Here is a 15750-nt window from a genome sequence, read left to right as displayed (position 1 = left end):
ATGTCATCCGTGATGCAGGCATCGATCCAGATGGAGTTGTCCGAGCCGGCCAGTGCGCTGCTGCGGCCGGAGATGACCGCGCACGCGGCGGTGCAGGCGCTGGTCGAGGCCGGCCAGGTGCAGGATGCGCTGAAACTGCTGGCGCGGATGCTGCCCAAACGCTACGCCGTGGCATGGCTGTGCCAGTGCGCACGCGACCAGACGCTCGATGCGGAAGACCGCGCCGGCGCCTCGCTGGCCGAGAAGTGGGTGCGCGAGCCGAACGAGAGCAATCGCCGCGCGGCGTTCGAGTTCGCCACCGCGGGCGGTTACAAGTCCGCCGGCGCCTGGGTCGCCGCTGCCGCGGGCTGGTCCGGCGGCAGTCTCGCGCCCGCCACGCAGGAGGCGCCGGTGCCGCCGGCCGACCATCTCACGGCATGCGCGGTGGTGGCCGCGATCAACATGCTGGCGGCGCTGGATGTCGATACCTTCGCCGCGCGTCGCGCCGCCTTCATCAAGCCGGCCTTGAGCCTGCTCAACGGCGACGGCGCGGCGGGAGCCTGAGGCCGGTCGCGCGCGTTCGCGGCTTGCCCGCTGCACCTCGGGACGATACGATGGCGCGGACGGTTTCCGCGCGTCAGTCAGGCCATGCCGGCAGTTCCGATCACGCGCTTCGCGCGTGGCGGCGACCGATCCACGGAGCCGCGGTTTTTCGCGAACAGTCAGCAGCCAGGTCGGACGGCGAGCCCGGTCGGGACGTGGATGGAATCCATCGTGCGCGGCGCCGGCTGATTCACCTTGACCAGGGAACACTCGAGCAAACCGATGTCGCAGAGCCTGATCCTCGCCGTTGCCGGTCATCAGGCTGCCCAATTCGGCAGCCGCAGCAGCGGGACGTTCGCGGGCGTCGGCGGCAGCATCGGTCGTTCCGAGGATTGCGACTGGGTGCTCGGCGCCTCGGGCGTGTCGCGCGTGCACGCGATGGTGCGCTACCTCAACGGCATCTACTTCATCGAGGATCGCAGCACCAACGGCATGTTGCTCAACGGTGCGCCGCTGGTGAAGGGCGAACCCTCCGCGCTGACCGACGGCGATCGCCTGCTGATCGACACCTTCGAGGTGGAAGTGCACCTGGGCGATGCCGGCGCCACGATCCCGCCGCCCGACCTGCTGGCGCCGCCGACCGCCGCCGCGATCGGTGCCGACATCGACCCGCTGGATTTCGGGCTGTCGTCGCCGATGGCGTCGCTGCCGCCGCAGCCCTCGCCGAACACGATTCCGGCCGATGCCGACCTGATCCCCGGTGCGGTCGGTGTCGGTGGTGCGCTGGACCCGCTGAGTTTCCTCGGCCCGGGCGATCCCGCTTCCGAACTGCTGTCCGGTGCCACCACCGGCAATGCCAGCGCCAGCTGGAACCACACCGCCAGCACGCAGGATCATTTCCACCCGCCGATGACCAACGAGCAGCGGCAGGCCAACCAGCTCCCGGAGAACTGGGACCTGACCATGGGCGACTTCTCCGCGCCGGTGCCGCCTGTGGCGGCGGCGCCGGTCGCCGCGGCGCCGCGCGTGATGCCCGCCGCGCCGATGCCGATGGCCGCGGTCGATCGCGCCGAGGCCACCGGGCCGCACGCCTTGCCGGCCGGCGTGGACGAGATCTTCCGCGTCGTGGTCGACGGCGTGATGGACGTGCTGCGTGCGCGCGCCGAGATCAAGAACACGTTCCGGCTGCCGGTCACCATCATCCAGCGCTCGGAGAACAACCCGCTGAAGTTCGCGCCCAACCCGGAGGAGGCGCTGCAGAAGATCATGGCGCCCAGCGGCGGCGCCTTCATGTCCGGCACCGCGGCGTTCGAGGATGCCTTCGACGACATCCGCTGTCACCAGATGGCGATGCTGGCAGGCGTGCGGGCGGCATTCGAGTCGTTGCTGGTGCATTTCAACCCGGATCGCTTCGAGCAGGAGGCCGATGGCGGCTCCAAGCGTTCGGCGTTCGCCGGCAAGGGCAAGTACTGGGAAAGATATCGCGAGCATTTCGAAGGCTTGAACAAGGACCCGGACGATTGTTTCCGGCGCCTGTTCGGCGACGAGTTCGCGCGTGCGTACGAAGAACAGTTGTCACGCCTGAAATCGGCGCGGAGAATGCGGCAGGCAACGCATCGCTAGCGGGTACATGGCGATTGCGGACGCGCCGCGTTCGATGGGGTGCAGGAAGGGCAGGGCCGCTCTTTCTCGACGGATTTCCGGGCGCCGGGGGCGCCACGGACGCGGATGTTTTTCCATGCAGCGTCGGTCGGCGACAGCGGGTCGACGCGGCATATCCCGGCAGCGTAGCCGGGGGAACTTCTGACAGGGGCAGCGCGACGCATGGAAAACAACAAGGTTGTGTGGAGTGAGGGGCTGTTCCTGCGCCCGCAGCACCTGCAGCAGCAGGAGCGTTACCTGGAGCGTTTCGTCGAACTGCGCGCCGGCGGCCTGCGTCCTTACACCTGGGGCTTCTCCGAACTGGAGCTGGAAACCGACCTGCTGGCGATCGGCAAGCTCGGCATCAAGCGCGCGCGTGGTGTGTTTCCCGATGGCACGCCGTTCGACATGCCCGGCGACGATCCGCTGCCGCTGGCGCTGGACGTCAACGACAACTGGCGCGACCAGACCGTCTTCCTGACCCTGCCGCTGCGCTCGCCGGCGCAGCCGGACAGCGGCCGGCCCGAGGCGCCGGCGGAAAAGCTGTTCCGTTATCGGGTGCGCGAGACCGAGGTGCGCGACGCCTCCGGCAGCGTCGACGGGCTCACCGTGCTGGAGGTGGGCGGGCTCAACAGCCGGCTGTTGCCGCAGTCGCAACCGCTCGAAGGGCTGGCGCAGATCCCGGTGGCGCGCATCGTCGAATGCCGCTCCGACCGGCGGGTGATCCTGGAAGAGGCGTTCATGCCGACGGTGCTGAGCTGCCAGGCCGCGTCGCGGTTGAGCACGTTTCTGTCCGAACTGCTGGGCCTGCTGCACCAGCGCGGCGAGGCGCTGGCCAGCCGCGTGGCGGTCACCGATCGCGGCGGCGCCGCCGAGATCGCCGACTTCCTGCTGCTGCAGGTGGTCAACCGCTATCAGCCGCTGATCGCGCACCTCTGTGCCGCGCCGATCCTGCATCCGGAGGATTTCTACCGGGTGCTGGCCGAGATGGCCGGCGAGCTGGCCACTTTCACTGCTGCCGGCAAGCGTCCACCGGCATTTCCGGCGTACCGCCATGAGGCGCTGTACGCGAGCTTCGAGCCGCTGATCGTGGCGCTGCGCACCAGCCTCAGCGCGGTGATGGAGCAGACTGCGATCCCGATCCCGATGCAGCAGCGCAAGTTCGGCGTGTGGGTGGCGGTGGTGCCGGACCTGAGCCTGATCGATACCGCAGCCTTCGTGCTGGCGGCGAAGGCGGACCTGAAGTCCGAAGACTTGCGCCGCCAGCTGCCGGCGCAGTCGAAGATCGGTCCGGTGGAGAAGATCCGCGACCTGGTGAACCTGCAGCTGCCGGGCATCCCGGTGGCGCCGATGCCGGTGGCGCCGCGGCAGATTCCGTACAACTCCGGCTACCTGTATTTCGAGTTCGACAAGAATTCGCCGATGTGGCGGAGCCTGAAGACGTCGGGCGGCATCGCGTTCCATTTTGGCGGCGAGTTCGCCGGTCTCGACCTGCAACTCTGGGCGATCCGAGGTTGAGCGCATGAGCAGCAATGGTCCCCACGACGACGATCCGCAGCAGGACCGGACCATAGTCCGCCCGCGCGGCGCACCTGCACCGGCTGCGCCGACCCCCGCGCCCGCTCCTGTTCCCGCAGCGCCTCCCGCTACCCGGCCGACTGCCGCGCCGGCACGGCCGGCGGCGGGTCACGCGCAGGTTCCCGCGGCTGCAATCGGCGATTTCCTGGGTGCCGGGCTCAATACCCTGGTTCAGGCGGCCAGCCCCTTGCTGCTGTTGTCGGTGCAGTTGCGCAACAGCGCGTCACAGCCCGATGCGGCGCGCCTGCGCGAGCAGGTCATCGCCCAGGTGCGCCAGTTCGAGAGCAACGCGCAAGCCGCCGGCATTGCGGCGCAAACCATCACCGCCGCGCGTTACGTGCTGTGCACCACGCTCGACGAGGCGGTGATGAACACGCCGTGGGGCGGGCAGAGCGGCTGGGCGGCCAAGACGCTGCTGGTGGCCTTCCACGGCGAATCGTACGGTGGCGAGAAGTTCTTCCTGATCCTGGATCGCCTGTGCGCGGATTTCTCGCGCCACATCGACCTGATCGAACTGATGTACATCTGCCTCACGCTCGGTTTCGGCGGGCGTTACCAGATCGAGGCCGACGGCCGCGCCAAGCTGGCCGACATCCAGGAGGAGCTCTACCGGCGCATCAAGGTGCAGCGTCCGCCGGCGGCGGACGAACTGGCACCGCACTGGAAGGGCATCGAGGACCGGCGCAACCCGCTGGTGCGCTACGTGCCGCTGTGGGTGATCGTGGCGGCCGGCGCCTGCATCCTGCTGGGCGCGTTCCTGTACTTCTACACCCGCCTGAACGAGTTGTCCTCGCCGGTCAGCGCGCAGGTGGCGCAGATCGGCTTGCGCAGCGCGGTGCCGCCGGACGAGTCGCGGCTGCGCCAGACCCAGCCCAAGGTCGAGCGCAAGAGTCTCAAGCAGCTGCTGGCGCCGCAGGAGCAGGCCGGCGCGCTGACCGTGGAGGAGAAGCCCGACGGCTCGGCGCTGGTGCGGCTCGATGCACCGGCGATGTTCGCCTCCGGCGGTACCGAGGTGACAGCGCGGCAGATCCCGATGCTGCACGCGATCACCGCGGCGCTGAACCAGGTACCGGGCCGGGTGGTGGTGGTTGGCCATACCGACGACCAGCCGGTTCACTCGCTGAAGTTCAAGGACAACTACGCGTTGTCGGCGGCACGCGCGCGTTCCGTGGTGCAGATCCTCAGCGAGGGCATCGACAACGCCGGGCGGCTCGAATCCAGCGGTGCCGGTTCGTCGCAGCCGATCGCGCTGCCGCCGGACCTGCCAGCCAACCGGGCGCGCAACCGTCGCGTCGAAATTCTCTACAGCCCGGAGGACTGAACATCGTGGGCAAGCTTCTTGCGCTGTTCAAATCCCGCCTGTTCATCACCCTCGTCGGCCTGCTGCTGCTGGGTTTGCTGATCTGGTTCGGCGGCCCCTACCTCGGTTTCGGCGAGTCGCATCCGCTGGAAAGCCAGGTCGTGCGGCTGCTGGTGATCCTGGTGATCGTGGTGATCTGGGCGGTGTGGCTGCAGGTGCGGCAGATGCGCGTGCGCGGCAAGGCGCGGCAGATGGCCAGTGACCTCAGCGAGCAGGGTGCGCCGGCGACTGCGGGCATCGACGATCGCGCCGCCAACGAACGTGCGCAATTGCAGGGGCGCTTCCAGGAAGCGGTGGACACCTTGCGCAAGAACCGCAGCGGCGGCACCAACCTGTACGCGCTGCCCTGGTACGTGGTGATCGGCCCGCCGGGTTCGGGCAAGAGCACCCTGCTGCAGAACTCCGGCCTCAACTTCCCGCTGTCGAACAAGTTCGGCAAGGAAGCGATCCGTGGCGTCGGCGGCACCCGCAACTGCGACTGGTGGTTCACCGACGAGGCGGTGTTCCTGGATACCGCCGGACGCTACACCACCCAGGACTCCGACCGCGGCGCGGATGCGTCGGCGTGGACGGAGTTCCTCAACCTGCTGCGCAAGTACCGCAAGCGGCGGCCGATCAACGGCGTGATCGTGGCGATGAGCCTGTCGGACCTGCTCACCCTGGATGAGGCCGGGCGGCAGCAGCACATCATGGCGGTGCGGCAGCGGCTGGACGAGCTGGCCAAGCACCTGCGCATCGGGGTGCCGGCCTACCTGGTGTTCACCAAGTGCGACCTGGTGGCCGGCTTCACCGAGTTCTTCGACGACCTCACGCCGGAGCTGCGCAGCCAGGTCTGGGGCATGTCGTTCCCGGTCGACCAGACCATGGCCGGCACCGCGGCCAAACAGTTCCTGGCGGAGTTCAACCTGCTGCTGGAGCGGCTCAATACGCGCATCCTCGATCGCCTGCATCGCGAGCGCGACCGCCAGCGGCGCGCCGCGATCCTGTCGTTTCCGCAGCAGCTGGGCGCCTTGCGCGAGATCACCCGGCAGTTCGTCGAAGGCGTGTTCACGGGCCATCAGTACGACGCGCCGCTGCTGCTGCGTGGCGCGTATTTCACCTCCGGCACGCAGGAAGGCACGCCGATCGACCGCATGATGGGCGCGGTGGCGCGCACCTTCGGGCTGGACGCCTCGCGCCTGCACGTGCCCGGCGCGCAGAGCCGCACTTTCTTCGTCGAGCGTCTGCTCAAGGACGTGCTGTTCCGCGAATCGGGCTTCGCCGGCACCGATCCCAAGCTGGAGCGCCAGAAGGTGCTGCTGCAGGCGGCCTGCTACATCGGCGTGCTGCTGGCCTGCGGCCTGCTGGTGTTCGGCCTGGCCACCAGCTATCGGCGCAACGGCAATTATCTGGCCGACGTGCACACGGCGCTGGCCAAGTATCCGGCGCAGAGCGATCTCTCGCTGGCGCCGAACCAGCAGGCGTATTTCGCGCTGGTGCTGGAGCGGCTGGAAGCGCTGTCCGCGGCGGTCGACGTGGCCGACCAGCACCAGGGCGACGTGCCGCTGTCGATGCGCCTGGGCCTGTACCAGGGCAACGCGGTGGGCGACGAGGTGCGCGATGCGTACTACCGCGAGCTCAACGCGATCCTGCTGCCCGGCGTGGCCTCGCAGTTCCGCGCCGGGCTGGCCGCCAACGCCGGCGACCCGCAGATGCTTTATTACTACCTGAAGGGTTACCTGATGCTGGGCGAGCCCAAGCATCTGGACCACGACCAGATCGTGGCGCTGGCCGGGGTCGAGTGGCAGCGCCTGTTTCCGAACGACCCGGTGCTGCAGAAGGCGCTGAGCAAGCACTTCGACGCACTGGTCGCGCACGAGGGGCGCCTGCGCCCGCTGAGCCTGGACGACAACCTGGTCGAGCAGGCGCGCAGCACGCTGCGCACCGCGGACCTTGCCACGCTGATCTACGGCAACCTCAAGCTCACCGCCGGCAGCGGCAACTACCCGCCGCTGCGGCTGGACAAGGAACTGGGCCTGCTCGGCAACGTGTACCAGCGGCGCAGCGGCAAACCGCTGTCCGATCCGATCCCGGCGTTGTTCACCCAGCCGGTGTTCAAGCATGAGGTGGACAAGGGCATCGAACAGTCGGTGGCGCAGTTCGCCGCGGACGACTGGGTCTTCGGCGCCACCAAGATCGACGCGGTGCAGAAGGCTCAGCTCGCGCAACAGGTGCTCGGGCTTTACGAGCAGGACTACATCAAGGCCTGGGACGATGTTCTCGCCGACCTGCAACTGCAGCCGATCAACAACATCCAGGACGCCAGCGCCATCGCCGCCAAGCTGGCCGGCCCCAACTCGCCGCTGAAGCTGCTGCTCAAGGTGGTGCGCGACAACACCAGCGATCTGATGCGCGCGCCGCCCGGCGATGCCGCCGACAAGGCCGAGGACGTGGCCAAGAAGCTGGCGCAAAAGCGTGCCACGCAAACTGCGCTGGCGCGGGCGCTGGCGCAGGCCGGGGCCACCGGTGCGGCGGGTGGCGATGCAGCCAGCGAGAAACCGGGCAAGGTCATCAGTGACCATTTCGCCGAGATCGACAAGCTCACCGAGGGCGCGCCCGGCGCGCAGCCGATCGACCAGACCCTGAAGACGCTGGACGACCTCAGCAAGACCTTGCTGACCATGGGCGATTTCAGCAACGCGGCCGGCCAGCCCAACCCGCAGTTGCTGCTGGCCCAGCAGGCTGCGGCGCAACTCCCGCCGCCGGCCTCCAACTGGTTTGCCGCACTCACCGGCAAGAGCCAGGCGCTGGTGGCCAGCGGCACCAAGAGCGCGCTGGACGACCAGTACCAGCAGGCCGTCGGCAAGGACTGCGCCGACTTCACCCGCGGACGCTACCCGTTCTCGCCGTCGAGCAACAACGACATCCCGCTGCAGAACTTCGGCGAGCTGTTCGGCTATGGCGGTCGCTTCGACAGCTTCTACAACCAGACCGCCGGCAAGCTGATCGACGCCAGTGGCCGCAACTGGCAATGGAAGACCGGGCCCGGCGCGATCAGCGGCTCGGCCGGAATGCTGGGTCAGTTGCAGGGCGCCGACCGGATCAAGCAGATGTTCTTCCGCAGCGGCAACCTGCCGGAAGTCGATTTCACCTGGCTCACGCCGGTGCTTGATGCCGGCATCGGCAAGCTGGTGATCGACGTCGACGGGCAGAAATACGAATACCAGCCGGGTGGCGCGACCAACGTCAGCATGAAATGGCCCGGACCGCAGCCGGGCCGCGTCTCCATCTCCGCCTACGACACCGCCGGCAACCTGCTCACCACGTTCGACTATCGCGGCGACTGGGCGTTCTTCCGCGCACTGCAGGCGGCCAACCTGCAGAAGCAGTCCGACCTGCGCTTCGTGGCCAGTTTCAATTTCGGCGGCCACGTGGCGAAGGTGACGCTGCAAGCCAACAACCTGAAGAATCCGTTCCTCAGCAACGCCCTGTCCAGCTTCCGGTGCGGAGGCTGAGCGCGTGCCGTCCGCGGCCGCAGGCTTCTTCGGCAAGCTGCCCTGCGCGGGAGACTTCGTGCAGCGACGGCTGCCGGCCAGCTTCGTCGATGCCTGGGACCGGCACTTCGAGACAGCCGTGGCGCACAGCCGCGACGCGTTGGGCGATACCTGGCACGAGGCGTTCCACGCCAGCCCGGCGTGGCGTTTCGCACTCGCGCCGGGCGTATGCGGCGAGGCGGCGTGGGTCGGCGTCATGGGGCCGGGCGCCGATCGTGTGGGTCGCTGTTTTCCGATGGTGATCGCCGCGCCGCTCTCCGACGTTGCTGCAGCCATCGGCGATGGCGCGGAATGGTTCGAACGCGCCGAGCAGTTGCACCGCGCGGCGCAGGCCGATGCGAGCATCGGCGTGGACGACTTCGACGCGCAGGTCGCGGTCTTGGGCAGCCCGCTCGATGCCGGCCAGACGCGGCCCGATCCGTGGCGTGAGGTGGACTGGACAGCGGCCAGCCACTGGCGCCTGCCGTTGCCCGCGCATGGCCGCGCGACAGCCTTGGCTGATCTGTGGAAGCGCCTCGGCGCCGTTCCCGGGCGCTGGTGCCTGTGGTGGACCGATGGCGCGGGGCGCGTCCCGGCCAGTGTGCTGGCGACCGATGGCTTGCCGGGCGCCGAGGCTTACGCCGGCTTGCTCGACGCCGGGCAGGGCACGGCCGCGTGGCAGACGCTGGGCAGCTTCGAGCTTGCAACTCCGCGCACAACCGCGCCACTGACGATGGACGCGCCACCACCGGTGGCCTCCATCAACTCCTGGCTGCCGGACGATCTCGACCTGCTTGCCGACCTGGGCGGCAGCTCGCCCGCCGCATCCACGGCCATGCCGCTCGGCGACCTGACCCTCGCGGCGGATGTCGCCGCGGCAGCGAACCCGCCGGTCGCCGCCCTCGCCGTGCTGCAACGGCCGGAGGTCGGCCTGAGCCTGGTCGCCGCCGAGGTCGGCGTGGCCGATCCGCGCCAGCAGGCCGTGGCGGCAGTGGCGGCGATTGCCGGCGACATGCTCGGCGCCGAACTGATCGGCGGCATGCAGGTGCTGCGCACGCGCATCATGGCGTTGAACCCGCAACTGCGGCAGTTCGGCGAGGATCTCGTCGACCCGGTGCCGGAGGATTGCGCGGTGATCGCCGCGCACGTGGCCGACGGCCAGGCCGCATTGCTGCGTATCGGCGCGGCGGCAGGCTGGCATTGGCGGCACGGCCGGCTGCAACCGTTCTTCGCGCGCAGCGATGCGCCACCGGCCGCCAGCGCGAGCAACAGCAGCGACGACCTCGACGACCTGCTGTGCAGTCCCGTGTCGCTGGCTGCGCCCGGCCTGGGCGCGACCGCGCAGCCGACTTGCGGCGAAGTCAGTTGCGCGCTGCAGGCCGGCGACCGGCTGCTGCTGATGGCCTCGCACCCCTTGCTGCAGCTGCCGCCGGACTTGCTGGCGCGCAGCCTGGCCGCAGGCACCTGCAGCGAGGCGCGCGCACGCATCGCGGCGGCTGCCGGACTGGGCGCCAGTCCCGACCACTGGCCGTTGGCGGTCATTGAGGTGCACGCATGACCACCCGTTATGTTTCCGCCGGCCGCACGGTGACCGGCAAGGTGCGCAAGCACAACGAGGACGCGATCCTGGTGCGTGATGAAGTCGGCCTGTGGGTGGTGGCCGACGGGTTGGGCGGGCACGCTGCCGGCGACTACGCCAGCAACATGATCGTCGAGCGCCTCGGCGCGTTGCCGCGTGCCGGCAGCGTGTTCGATTTCATCGAGTCGATCGAGGACACGCTGGTCGGGATCAATGCGGAGCTGCTGCAGACCGCGGCCTCACGCGGCGTCGACCTGATCGGTTCGACCGTGGTGGTGCTGGTGCGCGACACCGATTTCACGCTGTGCGGCTGGGTCGGCGACAGCCGCGCCTACTGCTACGAGAACGACCGCCTGCGGCAGATCACCCGCGACCACGTGCATGGCGGCGACGTCGACGTCACTCATTTTGGTGCCGCACCGCCGCCGGCTGCCGGTTCGGGCGTGCTGACCCGCGCCGTGGGCGCCGAGGACCAGTTGTTCGTCGACTGGGTGGTGGCGGGGAGCCAGCCCGGCACCACGTTCGTGCTTTGCTCCGACGGCATCAACAAGGAGATGTCCGACAGCGAGCTTCACGAACAGTGCCGCGTGCATCCGCAGCCCCAGGATCTGGTCGAGAGCCTGTTCGAGCTGGCCATGGGCCGCGCCGGGCGCGACAACATTTCGGCCGTCGTCGTCGGCCTGCAAGCATGAAGACAGCAACCAATCCATGAATTCCATTGCCGAACTGGTCAGCGCCTACCAGGCCGAAAAAATCAAGCTGCCCGCGCTGTTCGAAGCGCTGGGCGCGCTGCCGTCGTTGTCCGCCGACGAGCATCGTGCCGGCGTCGAATGGATCGGCCAGGAGCAGGCGGCGGGCCGGATCGATCCGCTGATCGCCAAGGCCTTGCTGGCCAAGCTGGCGACACTGCAGCCGGGCCCGGCGAGCCCGGACGAAGACGTCACCATGGTCAAGCCGACCACCCGGCGACCGCCACCGCCGTCCGCGGACGACGAGGCCACCCGCGTGGCGCCGCCCTCGCGCCCGCCGGCGCCGCCGCTGGACGAGGCCACCGTGGTCAAGCCGGCCTCGCGGCCACCGCAGCCGCCGACCGACGAGGCCACCATCGTCAAACCGGTGTCCAGCGCGCCGCTGCCGCCGCGCGAGGGACAGACCACCAGCCACACCGGCACCCAGGGCACGCGCCAGGGCATGACCGGCACCAGCTCCAGCATGGGCAGCCAGTCCAGCTGGCAGCACATCGGCGACGCGGAGACCGCCGACTTCGTCGCCGTCGGCTCGCTGCTCAAGGGTCGCTTCTATCTCGAACGCGAGATCGGTCGCGGCGGCATGGGCGTGGTGTACAAGGCGCGCGACGAACGCAAGGTGGAGGCGCGCGATCGCGATCCGTACGTCGCGGTCAAGGTGCTGAACGACGAGTTCCGCCGTCACCCCGATTCGCTGATCTCGCTGCAGCGCGAGTCGCGCCGCTCGCAGCAGCTGGCGCACGACAACATCGTGCGCGTCTACGATTTCGACAAGGATCGCACCATCGTCTTCATGACGATGGAGTACGTCGACGGCTCCGACCTCAAGCAACTGATCCGCGAAAAGGCCTACAACGGCATGCCGCTGGAGCAGGCGCGCCCGCTGATCGAAGGCATGGCCCGCGCGCTCAGTCGCGCGCATGCGGCCGGCGTGGTGCATTCGGATTTCAAGCCCGCCAACGTGATGGTCACCCGCGAGGGCGTGCCCAAGGTGTTCGACTTCGGCATCGCCCGCGCCGGCAAGCACATGGGCGATGCGGTGGGCGAGCAGACCGTGTTCGACGCCGGCACGCTCGGCGCGCTGACCCCGGCCTACGCCAGCCTGGAGATGATCCAGGGCAAGGACCCGGTACCCAGCGACGATGTCTACGCGCTCGGCTGCGTGGCGTTCGAACTGCTTACCGGCACCCATCCCTACGGCAAGGTCAGTGCCGAGGTGGCGATGCGCGAAGGGCGCAAGCCGCCGCCGGTGAAGGGCCTGACCAAGCAGCAGTACAAGACGCTGTGCGCCAGCGTGGCGTTCCGCGCCGAGGACCGCCTGAAGAGCGCCACCGAGCTGGTGGACGGCCTGCGCGACGTGGGCTTGCGCGAGCGGGCGCTGCCGTTCCTGATCTACGGCGTGCCGGCGGTGCTGATCGTCGCCGGCGGCGTGTGGGGCTGGGTCACCTGGCGCCACGACCATCACGTCAACGAAGTGATCCAGCGTTTCACGTTGACCCGGCCGGATCGCTACGCCAGCGAGTCGCAGGCGCTGCAGGCACTGGACACGCTCAGCGACGACGACCGCAAGCGCATCGTGGTCGACCAGAGCGACCTGATCCAGAAGTTCCTGCTCAGTCGGATCGACGCGTACTGGAACCCGACCGAGGGTCGCTACGACTACGCCGGTACGCAGAAGGTGTTCACGCTGCGCGACGACCTGAAACTGTATTCGCCCGCGCTGGACATCAAGCGCAGCGAGATCGAGAAGCAGCGCAACGACCTGCTCAACGCGCTCGACACGCAACTCAGCCAGCAGATCGGTGCCGGGGCGATCTTCGAGAACCAGCCGGACAACGTGGTCGCCACGCTGGACAAGATCCGCGCCATCGACCCGACCAGCGCGCTGCTGAAGAACACCGAGCTGGAACTCAAGTACGACGCGGCGATCGGCAAGTCGCTGGATGCCGGGCAGGTCGACCAGGCCGCGACCGAATTCAAGCTGGCCAGTCGTCTGTTCCCCGATTCCACGCGGATCAAGCAGCGCGGCGCGCAACTGGATGAGCTGGGCAAGGCGCTCGCCGCGCAGCAACTGGCGCAACAGCAGGCCGCGCAGTTGCAGCAGCAGCGCGAGCAGAGCCTGCTCTCGCTCAGTGGCCTGCTCGATCATCCCGACAACAGCGACGACTGGCGCAACCGCGCCGCCACCGCCTACCAGGGCGCCGCCAAGCTGCTGGCCGACGACGCCCGCCTGCCGGCGCAGGCGGAGCGCCTCAAGCAGGCGCTGGCCGCCCAGGCCGCCGAACGCCAGGGCGCCGGCGATCTGGACGGCGCCATCGCCATCGCGGGCTTCGGCGTCAACCTGTTTCCCGGCGATGCCGATCTGTCCTCGACTCGCCAGAAACTGCTGGAACAGCAGAACCAGCTGGCGCAGAAGGCCGCCAGCGAAGCCCAACGCAATGCGCTGGCCAAGCGCCGCGTCGACGATCTGCTGGCCAAGCCGCTGGGCACGGCCGTGTGGTTGCAGGACGTCAGCAGCGCGCTGGGTACCGCGCGCGAGCAGATTGGTGTCGGCGCACCGGCTTATGCCGAGGTGCGCGGCAACGTCGATGCCAGCCTGATCAAGCTGGCGCGCGAGCGGATCGCCGCTGGCGATCTCGATGAAGCCCAGCGCATCGTCCAGGCCGGTCAGCGAATGGACCCGGCCGAAGCCGGCTACGCCACCGTGCTGGCCGAGGTCGGTGCGGCCCGCAGCGCCGCGCAGGCGCGCCAGCAGCAACAGCAGGTGCAAGCCATTGCCGCTGCTCGCGCCACCCTGGCCGGGCTCGCCGCCAAGCCGTTGCTCACGCCCGACTGGCAGCAGGCCGTGGCCAGCGCGATGGCCTCACTCAAGGGCGATACCTCGCCGGAAACCACCCGCACGGTCGGTGCGTTGGCCACCTCGATTGCCGACGTGGCCGCCTCGCAGGCTGATCCGCAGCATCTGCCGCAGGCGCGCCTGGCGGTGGACTTCGGGCTGAAGTATGTGCCGCAGTCGCCACGCTTGCTGGCCGAGAGTGCCAAGCTGGATGCGCTGCAGGCCGACCTCCAGGCCAAGGCGGCGCGCGACAGCGCGGATGCGGAAGTGAAGTCGCGCATCGAGTCGATGCGCAGCGCGGCGGCCGCGGCGGACGTCGGCAAGGCGAGTCAGTCGCTGGCGCGGATCAAGGCGCTGCAGCCGGACAACCCGTTCCTGCAGAACGAGGGTCCGAAGCTGCTGGCCGATGCCTATCTCGGCCTGGGCCAGGAAACGTTCCAGAAGGGGCGCTACGAAAAGGCCGCCGAGGTGCTTGGCCAAGGCCTGCAGGTGCTCGGCGGCAATGCCCAGTTGCGTGGCGCGAAGGCACGCTACGACGTGGTGGCGGCGATCATGGCCGCGGCCCGGCAGCCGACCAGCACGGCCGATTACGCACGGTTGAAGCAGCAGCTGGCGAGCGTGCGGCGCAACGATCCGAAGGCGCTGGCCGCGCTCGAGTCGGACATGCGCATTCGTGGCCAGCTGACCGGCAAGACGCTGGAGGAGCAACTCGACCGGGTCAAGCCGAGTGCCGCGGCCGCACCGGCGCCGGCACCCGCACCCGCCACGCCCGTTGAGTCGACGCCGGCCACGGAGCAGGGCGCCCTGCCGGGGCGGCCCGTGCCGGTCCCCCGGCCCGGCGCACCGACACCGGCGCAGCCGGGCAAGGTCGCCAATGTGCCGAGCGGGCCGAGCGGCCCCGATCCGTGCGCCAAAGCCGGGATGGCCGGGACCGGCAAGTTCTGCCGCGACAGCTTCGGGACGTCGTATGGCCCCTTCATGGTGGTGGTGCCTGGCGCGGGCGGTGGACGGCCGTATGCGATGTCGCGTGCGGAGGTATCGATCAACGAGTTCAACGCGTTCTGCCGCGCATCCGGCAAGTGCGCAGCCAAGTCGGTCAGCGATCCGGATCTCGGCAATGCGCCGATCACCAACATCCCGCTCAGCCAGGCGCAGGCTTATGCGCGGTGGCTCAGCGATGTCAGCGGCTTCAGCTATCGCCTGCCGACGGATGCCGAATGGCTCAATGCCGCCAGCGCCGGCGGCCGCTTCAAGCAGGCCGAGGACAGCAACTGCGTGCCGCCTTCGGCTGGCGGCGGCGACGGCAGTGGCGCGCTGGTTTCCGCCCGCGGGCGTTCGCGCAATCCCTGGGGCCTGGTCAACATGACCGGCAACGCCTGGGAGTGGGTCGTCAGCGGTGGCAGCGTGGCCGTGCGCGGCGGCAGCTACACCAGCTATTGGTCCGATTGCAGCGTGGGCACCCAGCGCAGCGATGGCGGCTCGCCGCAGCGCGACGTCGGCTTCCGCATCCTCAGGGAGGTGAAATGATCGATTTCGCTGAACGCGGGCGTGCCGTGAACCAGGATCTGCGTGTGCTCGACGACGCCCATCGGCTTGGCCGGATCACCCGCGCCGAGTATCGCGCGCGTCGCCGGCGATTGCTGGAAAGCCTGTACGACCCCAGTGCGGTGGTCACCGCCCGCAACACCCTGGTGCCGCCGACGGCCACCACCACTCCGCGACCGCGCAGGGCGCCGGCGGCGCCGCGTGACGATGCCTCCGCCGACTCGGCCAGCCATGCCCTGACCAGCCTGCTGGCGATGCGACCGGCCACGCGCTGGAAGTCGGTGGCGGGCGGCGTGCTGCTGCTCGTCATCGCGTTGGGTGCGCTCGCCTACTGGTTGTTGCGCGGCTAGCTTGCGCCGGGCTTGCCGGTTCCGGCATCGGCTGCTGCGGCGCGTCACGAGGGCGGGACGGAGGGCGGAAAATCGCTCGCC

Annotated in this window: 9 protein-coding genes; all 9 read left to right on the top strand. The window is 69.1% G+C overall.

Going from position 1 to position 15750, the window contains the following annotated elements; all coding sequences use genetic code 11:
* The 9 genes from ACVCMG_RS04800 (at position 1) to ACVCMG_RS04760 (ending at position 15669) form a co-directional block, all read left to right on the top strand.
* Complete coding sequence (locus ACVCMG_RS04800; RefSeq protein WP_395117308.1) at positions 1–543, top strand: DUF6931 family protein; 543 nt, start codon at positions 1–3, stop codon at positions 541–543.
* A 261-nt stretch (positions 544–804) separates the two neighbouring features.
* Positions 805–2145: a type VI secretion system-associated FHA domain protein TagH gene (gene tagH, locus ACVCMG_RS04795; RefSeq protein WP_447115009.1), complete on the top strand. Its 1341-nt coding sequence runs from the start codon at positions 805–807 to the stop codon at positions 2143–2145.
* A gap of 201 nt (positions 2146–2346) precedes the next feature.
* Complete coding sequence (gene tssK / locus ACVCMG_RS04790) at positions 2347–3681, top strand: type VI secretion system baseplate subunit TssK (protein WP_447115008.1); 1335 nt, start codon at positions 2347–2349, stop codon at positions 3679–3681.
* Positions 3682–3685: 4 nt separating this feature from the next.
* The gene (gene icmH, locus ACVCMG_RS04785; protein ID WP_447115007.1) at positions 3686–5062 is read left to right on the top strand and encodes a type IVB secretion system protein IcmH/DotU; all 1377 of its coding nucleotides are present in this window, start codon (positions 3686–3688) and stop codon (positions 5060–5062) included.
* Between the two features lie 5 nt (positions 5063–5067).
* Positions 5068–8595: a type VI secretion system membrane subunit TssM gene (tssM, locus tag ACVCMG_RS04780; RefSeq protein ID WP_447099320.1), complete on the top strand. Its 3528-nt coding sequence runs from the start codon at positions 5068–5070 to the stop codon at positions 8593–8595.
* 4 nt (positions 8596–8599) lie between these two features.
* Positions 8600–10171 carry a type VI secretion system-associated protein TagF gene (gene tagF, locus ACVCMG_RS04775; protein ID WP_447115006.1) on the top strand — a complete coding sequence of 524 codons (1572 nt, stop codon included), beginning with the start codon at positions 8600–8602 and terminating at the stop codon, positions 10169–10171.
* Positions 10168–10884, top strand: coding sequence for a PP2C family protein-serine/threonine phosphatase (locus tag ACVCMG_RS04770; RefSeq protein WP_395117320.1), 717 nt, complete (start codon positions 10168–10170; stop codon positions 10882–10884). Before tagF ends, ACVCMG_RS04770 begins: the two co-directional genes overlap by 4 nt.
* Positions 10885–10900: 16 nt before the next feature.
* Entirely contained in the window at positions 10901–15301 is a 4401-nt protein-coding gene (locus ACVCMG_RS04765; RefSeq protein WP_447115005.1) for a bifunctional serine/threonine-protein kinase/formylglycine-generating enzyme family protein, read from the top strand.
* Complete coding sequence (locus ACVCMG_RS04760; protein ID WP_395117324.1) at positions 15298–15669, top strand: hypothetical protein; 372 nt, start codon at positions 15298–15300, stop codon at positions 15667–15669. The genes ACVCMG_RS04765 and ACVCMG_RS04760 overlap by 4 nt, the downstream gene beginning before the upstream one ends.
* Positions 15670–15750 lie beyond the last annotated feature (81 nt).

The organism is Rhodanobacter sp. UC4451_H18, from assembly GCF_052978225.1.
Note: the sequence above shows the minus strand (reverse complement) of the source record. Positions and strands in the feature narration are given on the sequence as shown.

Bases quoted from the DNA above. Each gene is read 5' to 3' on its own strand.
- ACVCMG_RS04800 (WP_395117308.1), top strand. From the start codon at position 1: ATGTCATCCGTGATGCAGGCATCGATCCAGATGGAGTTGTCCGAGCCG.
- tagH (WP_447115009.1), top strand. From the start codon at position 805: ATGTCGCAGAGCCTGATCCTCGCCGTTGCCGGTCATCAGGCTGCCCAA.
- tssK (WP_447115008.1), top strand. From the start codon at position 2,347: ATGGAAAACAACAAGGTTGTGTGGAGTGAGGGGCTGTTCCTGCGCCCG.
- icmH (WP_447115007.1), top strand. From the start codon at position 3,686: ATGAGCAGCAATGGTCCCCACGACGACGATCCGCAGCAGGACCGGACC.
- ACVCMG_RS04770 (WP_395117320.1), top strand. From the start codon at position 10,168: ATGACCACCCGTTATGTTTCCGCCGGCCGCACGGTGACCGGCAAGGTG.
- ACVCMG_RS04765 (WP_447115005.1), top strand. From the start codon at position 10,901: ATGAATTCCATTGCCGAACTGGTCAGCGCCTACCAGGCCGAAAAAATC.
- ACVCMG_RS04760 (WP_395117324.1), top strand. From the start codon at position 15,298: ATGATCGATTTCGCTGAACGCGGGCGTGCCGTGAACCAGGATCTGCGT.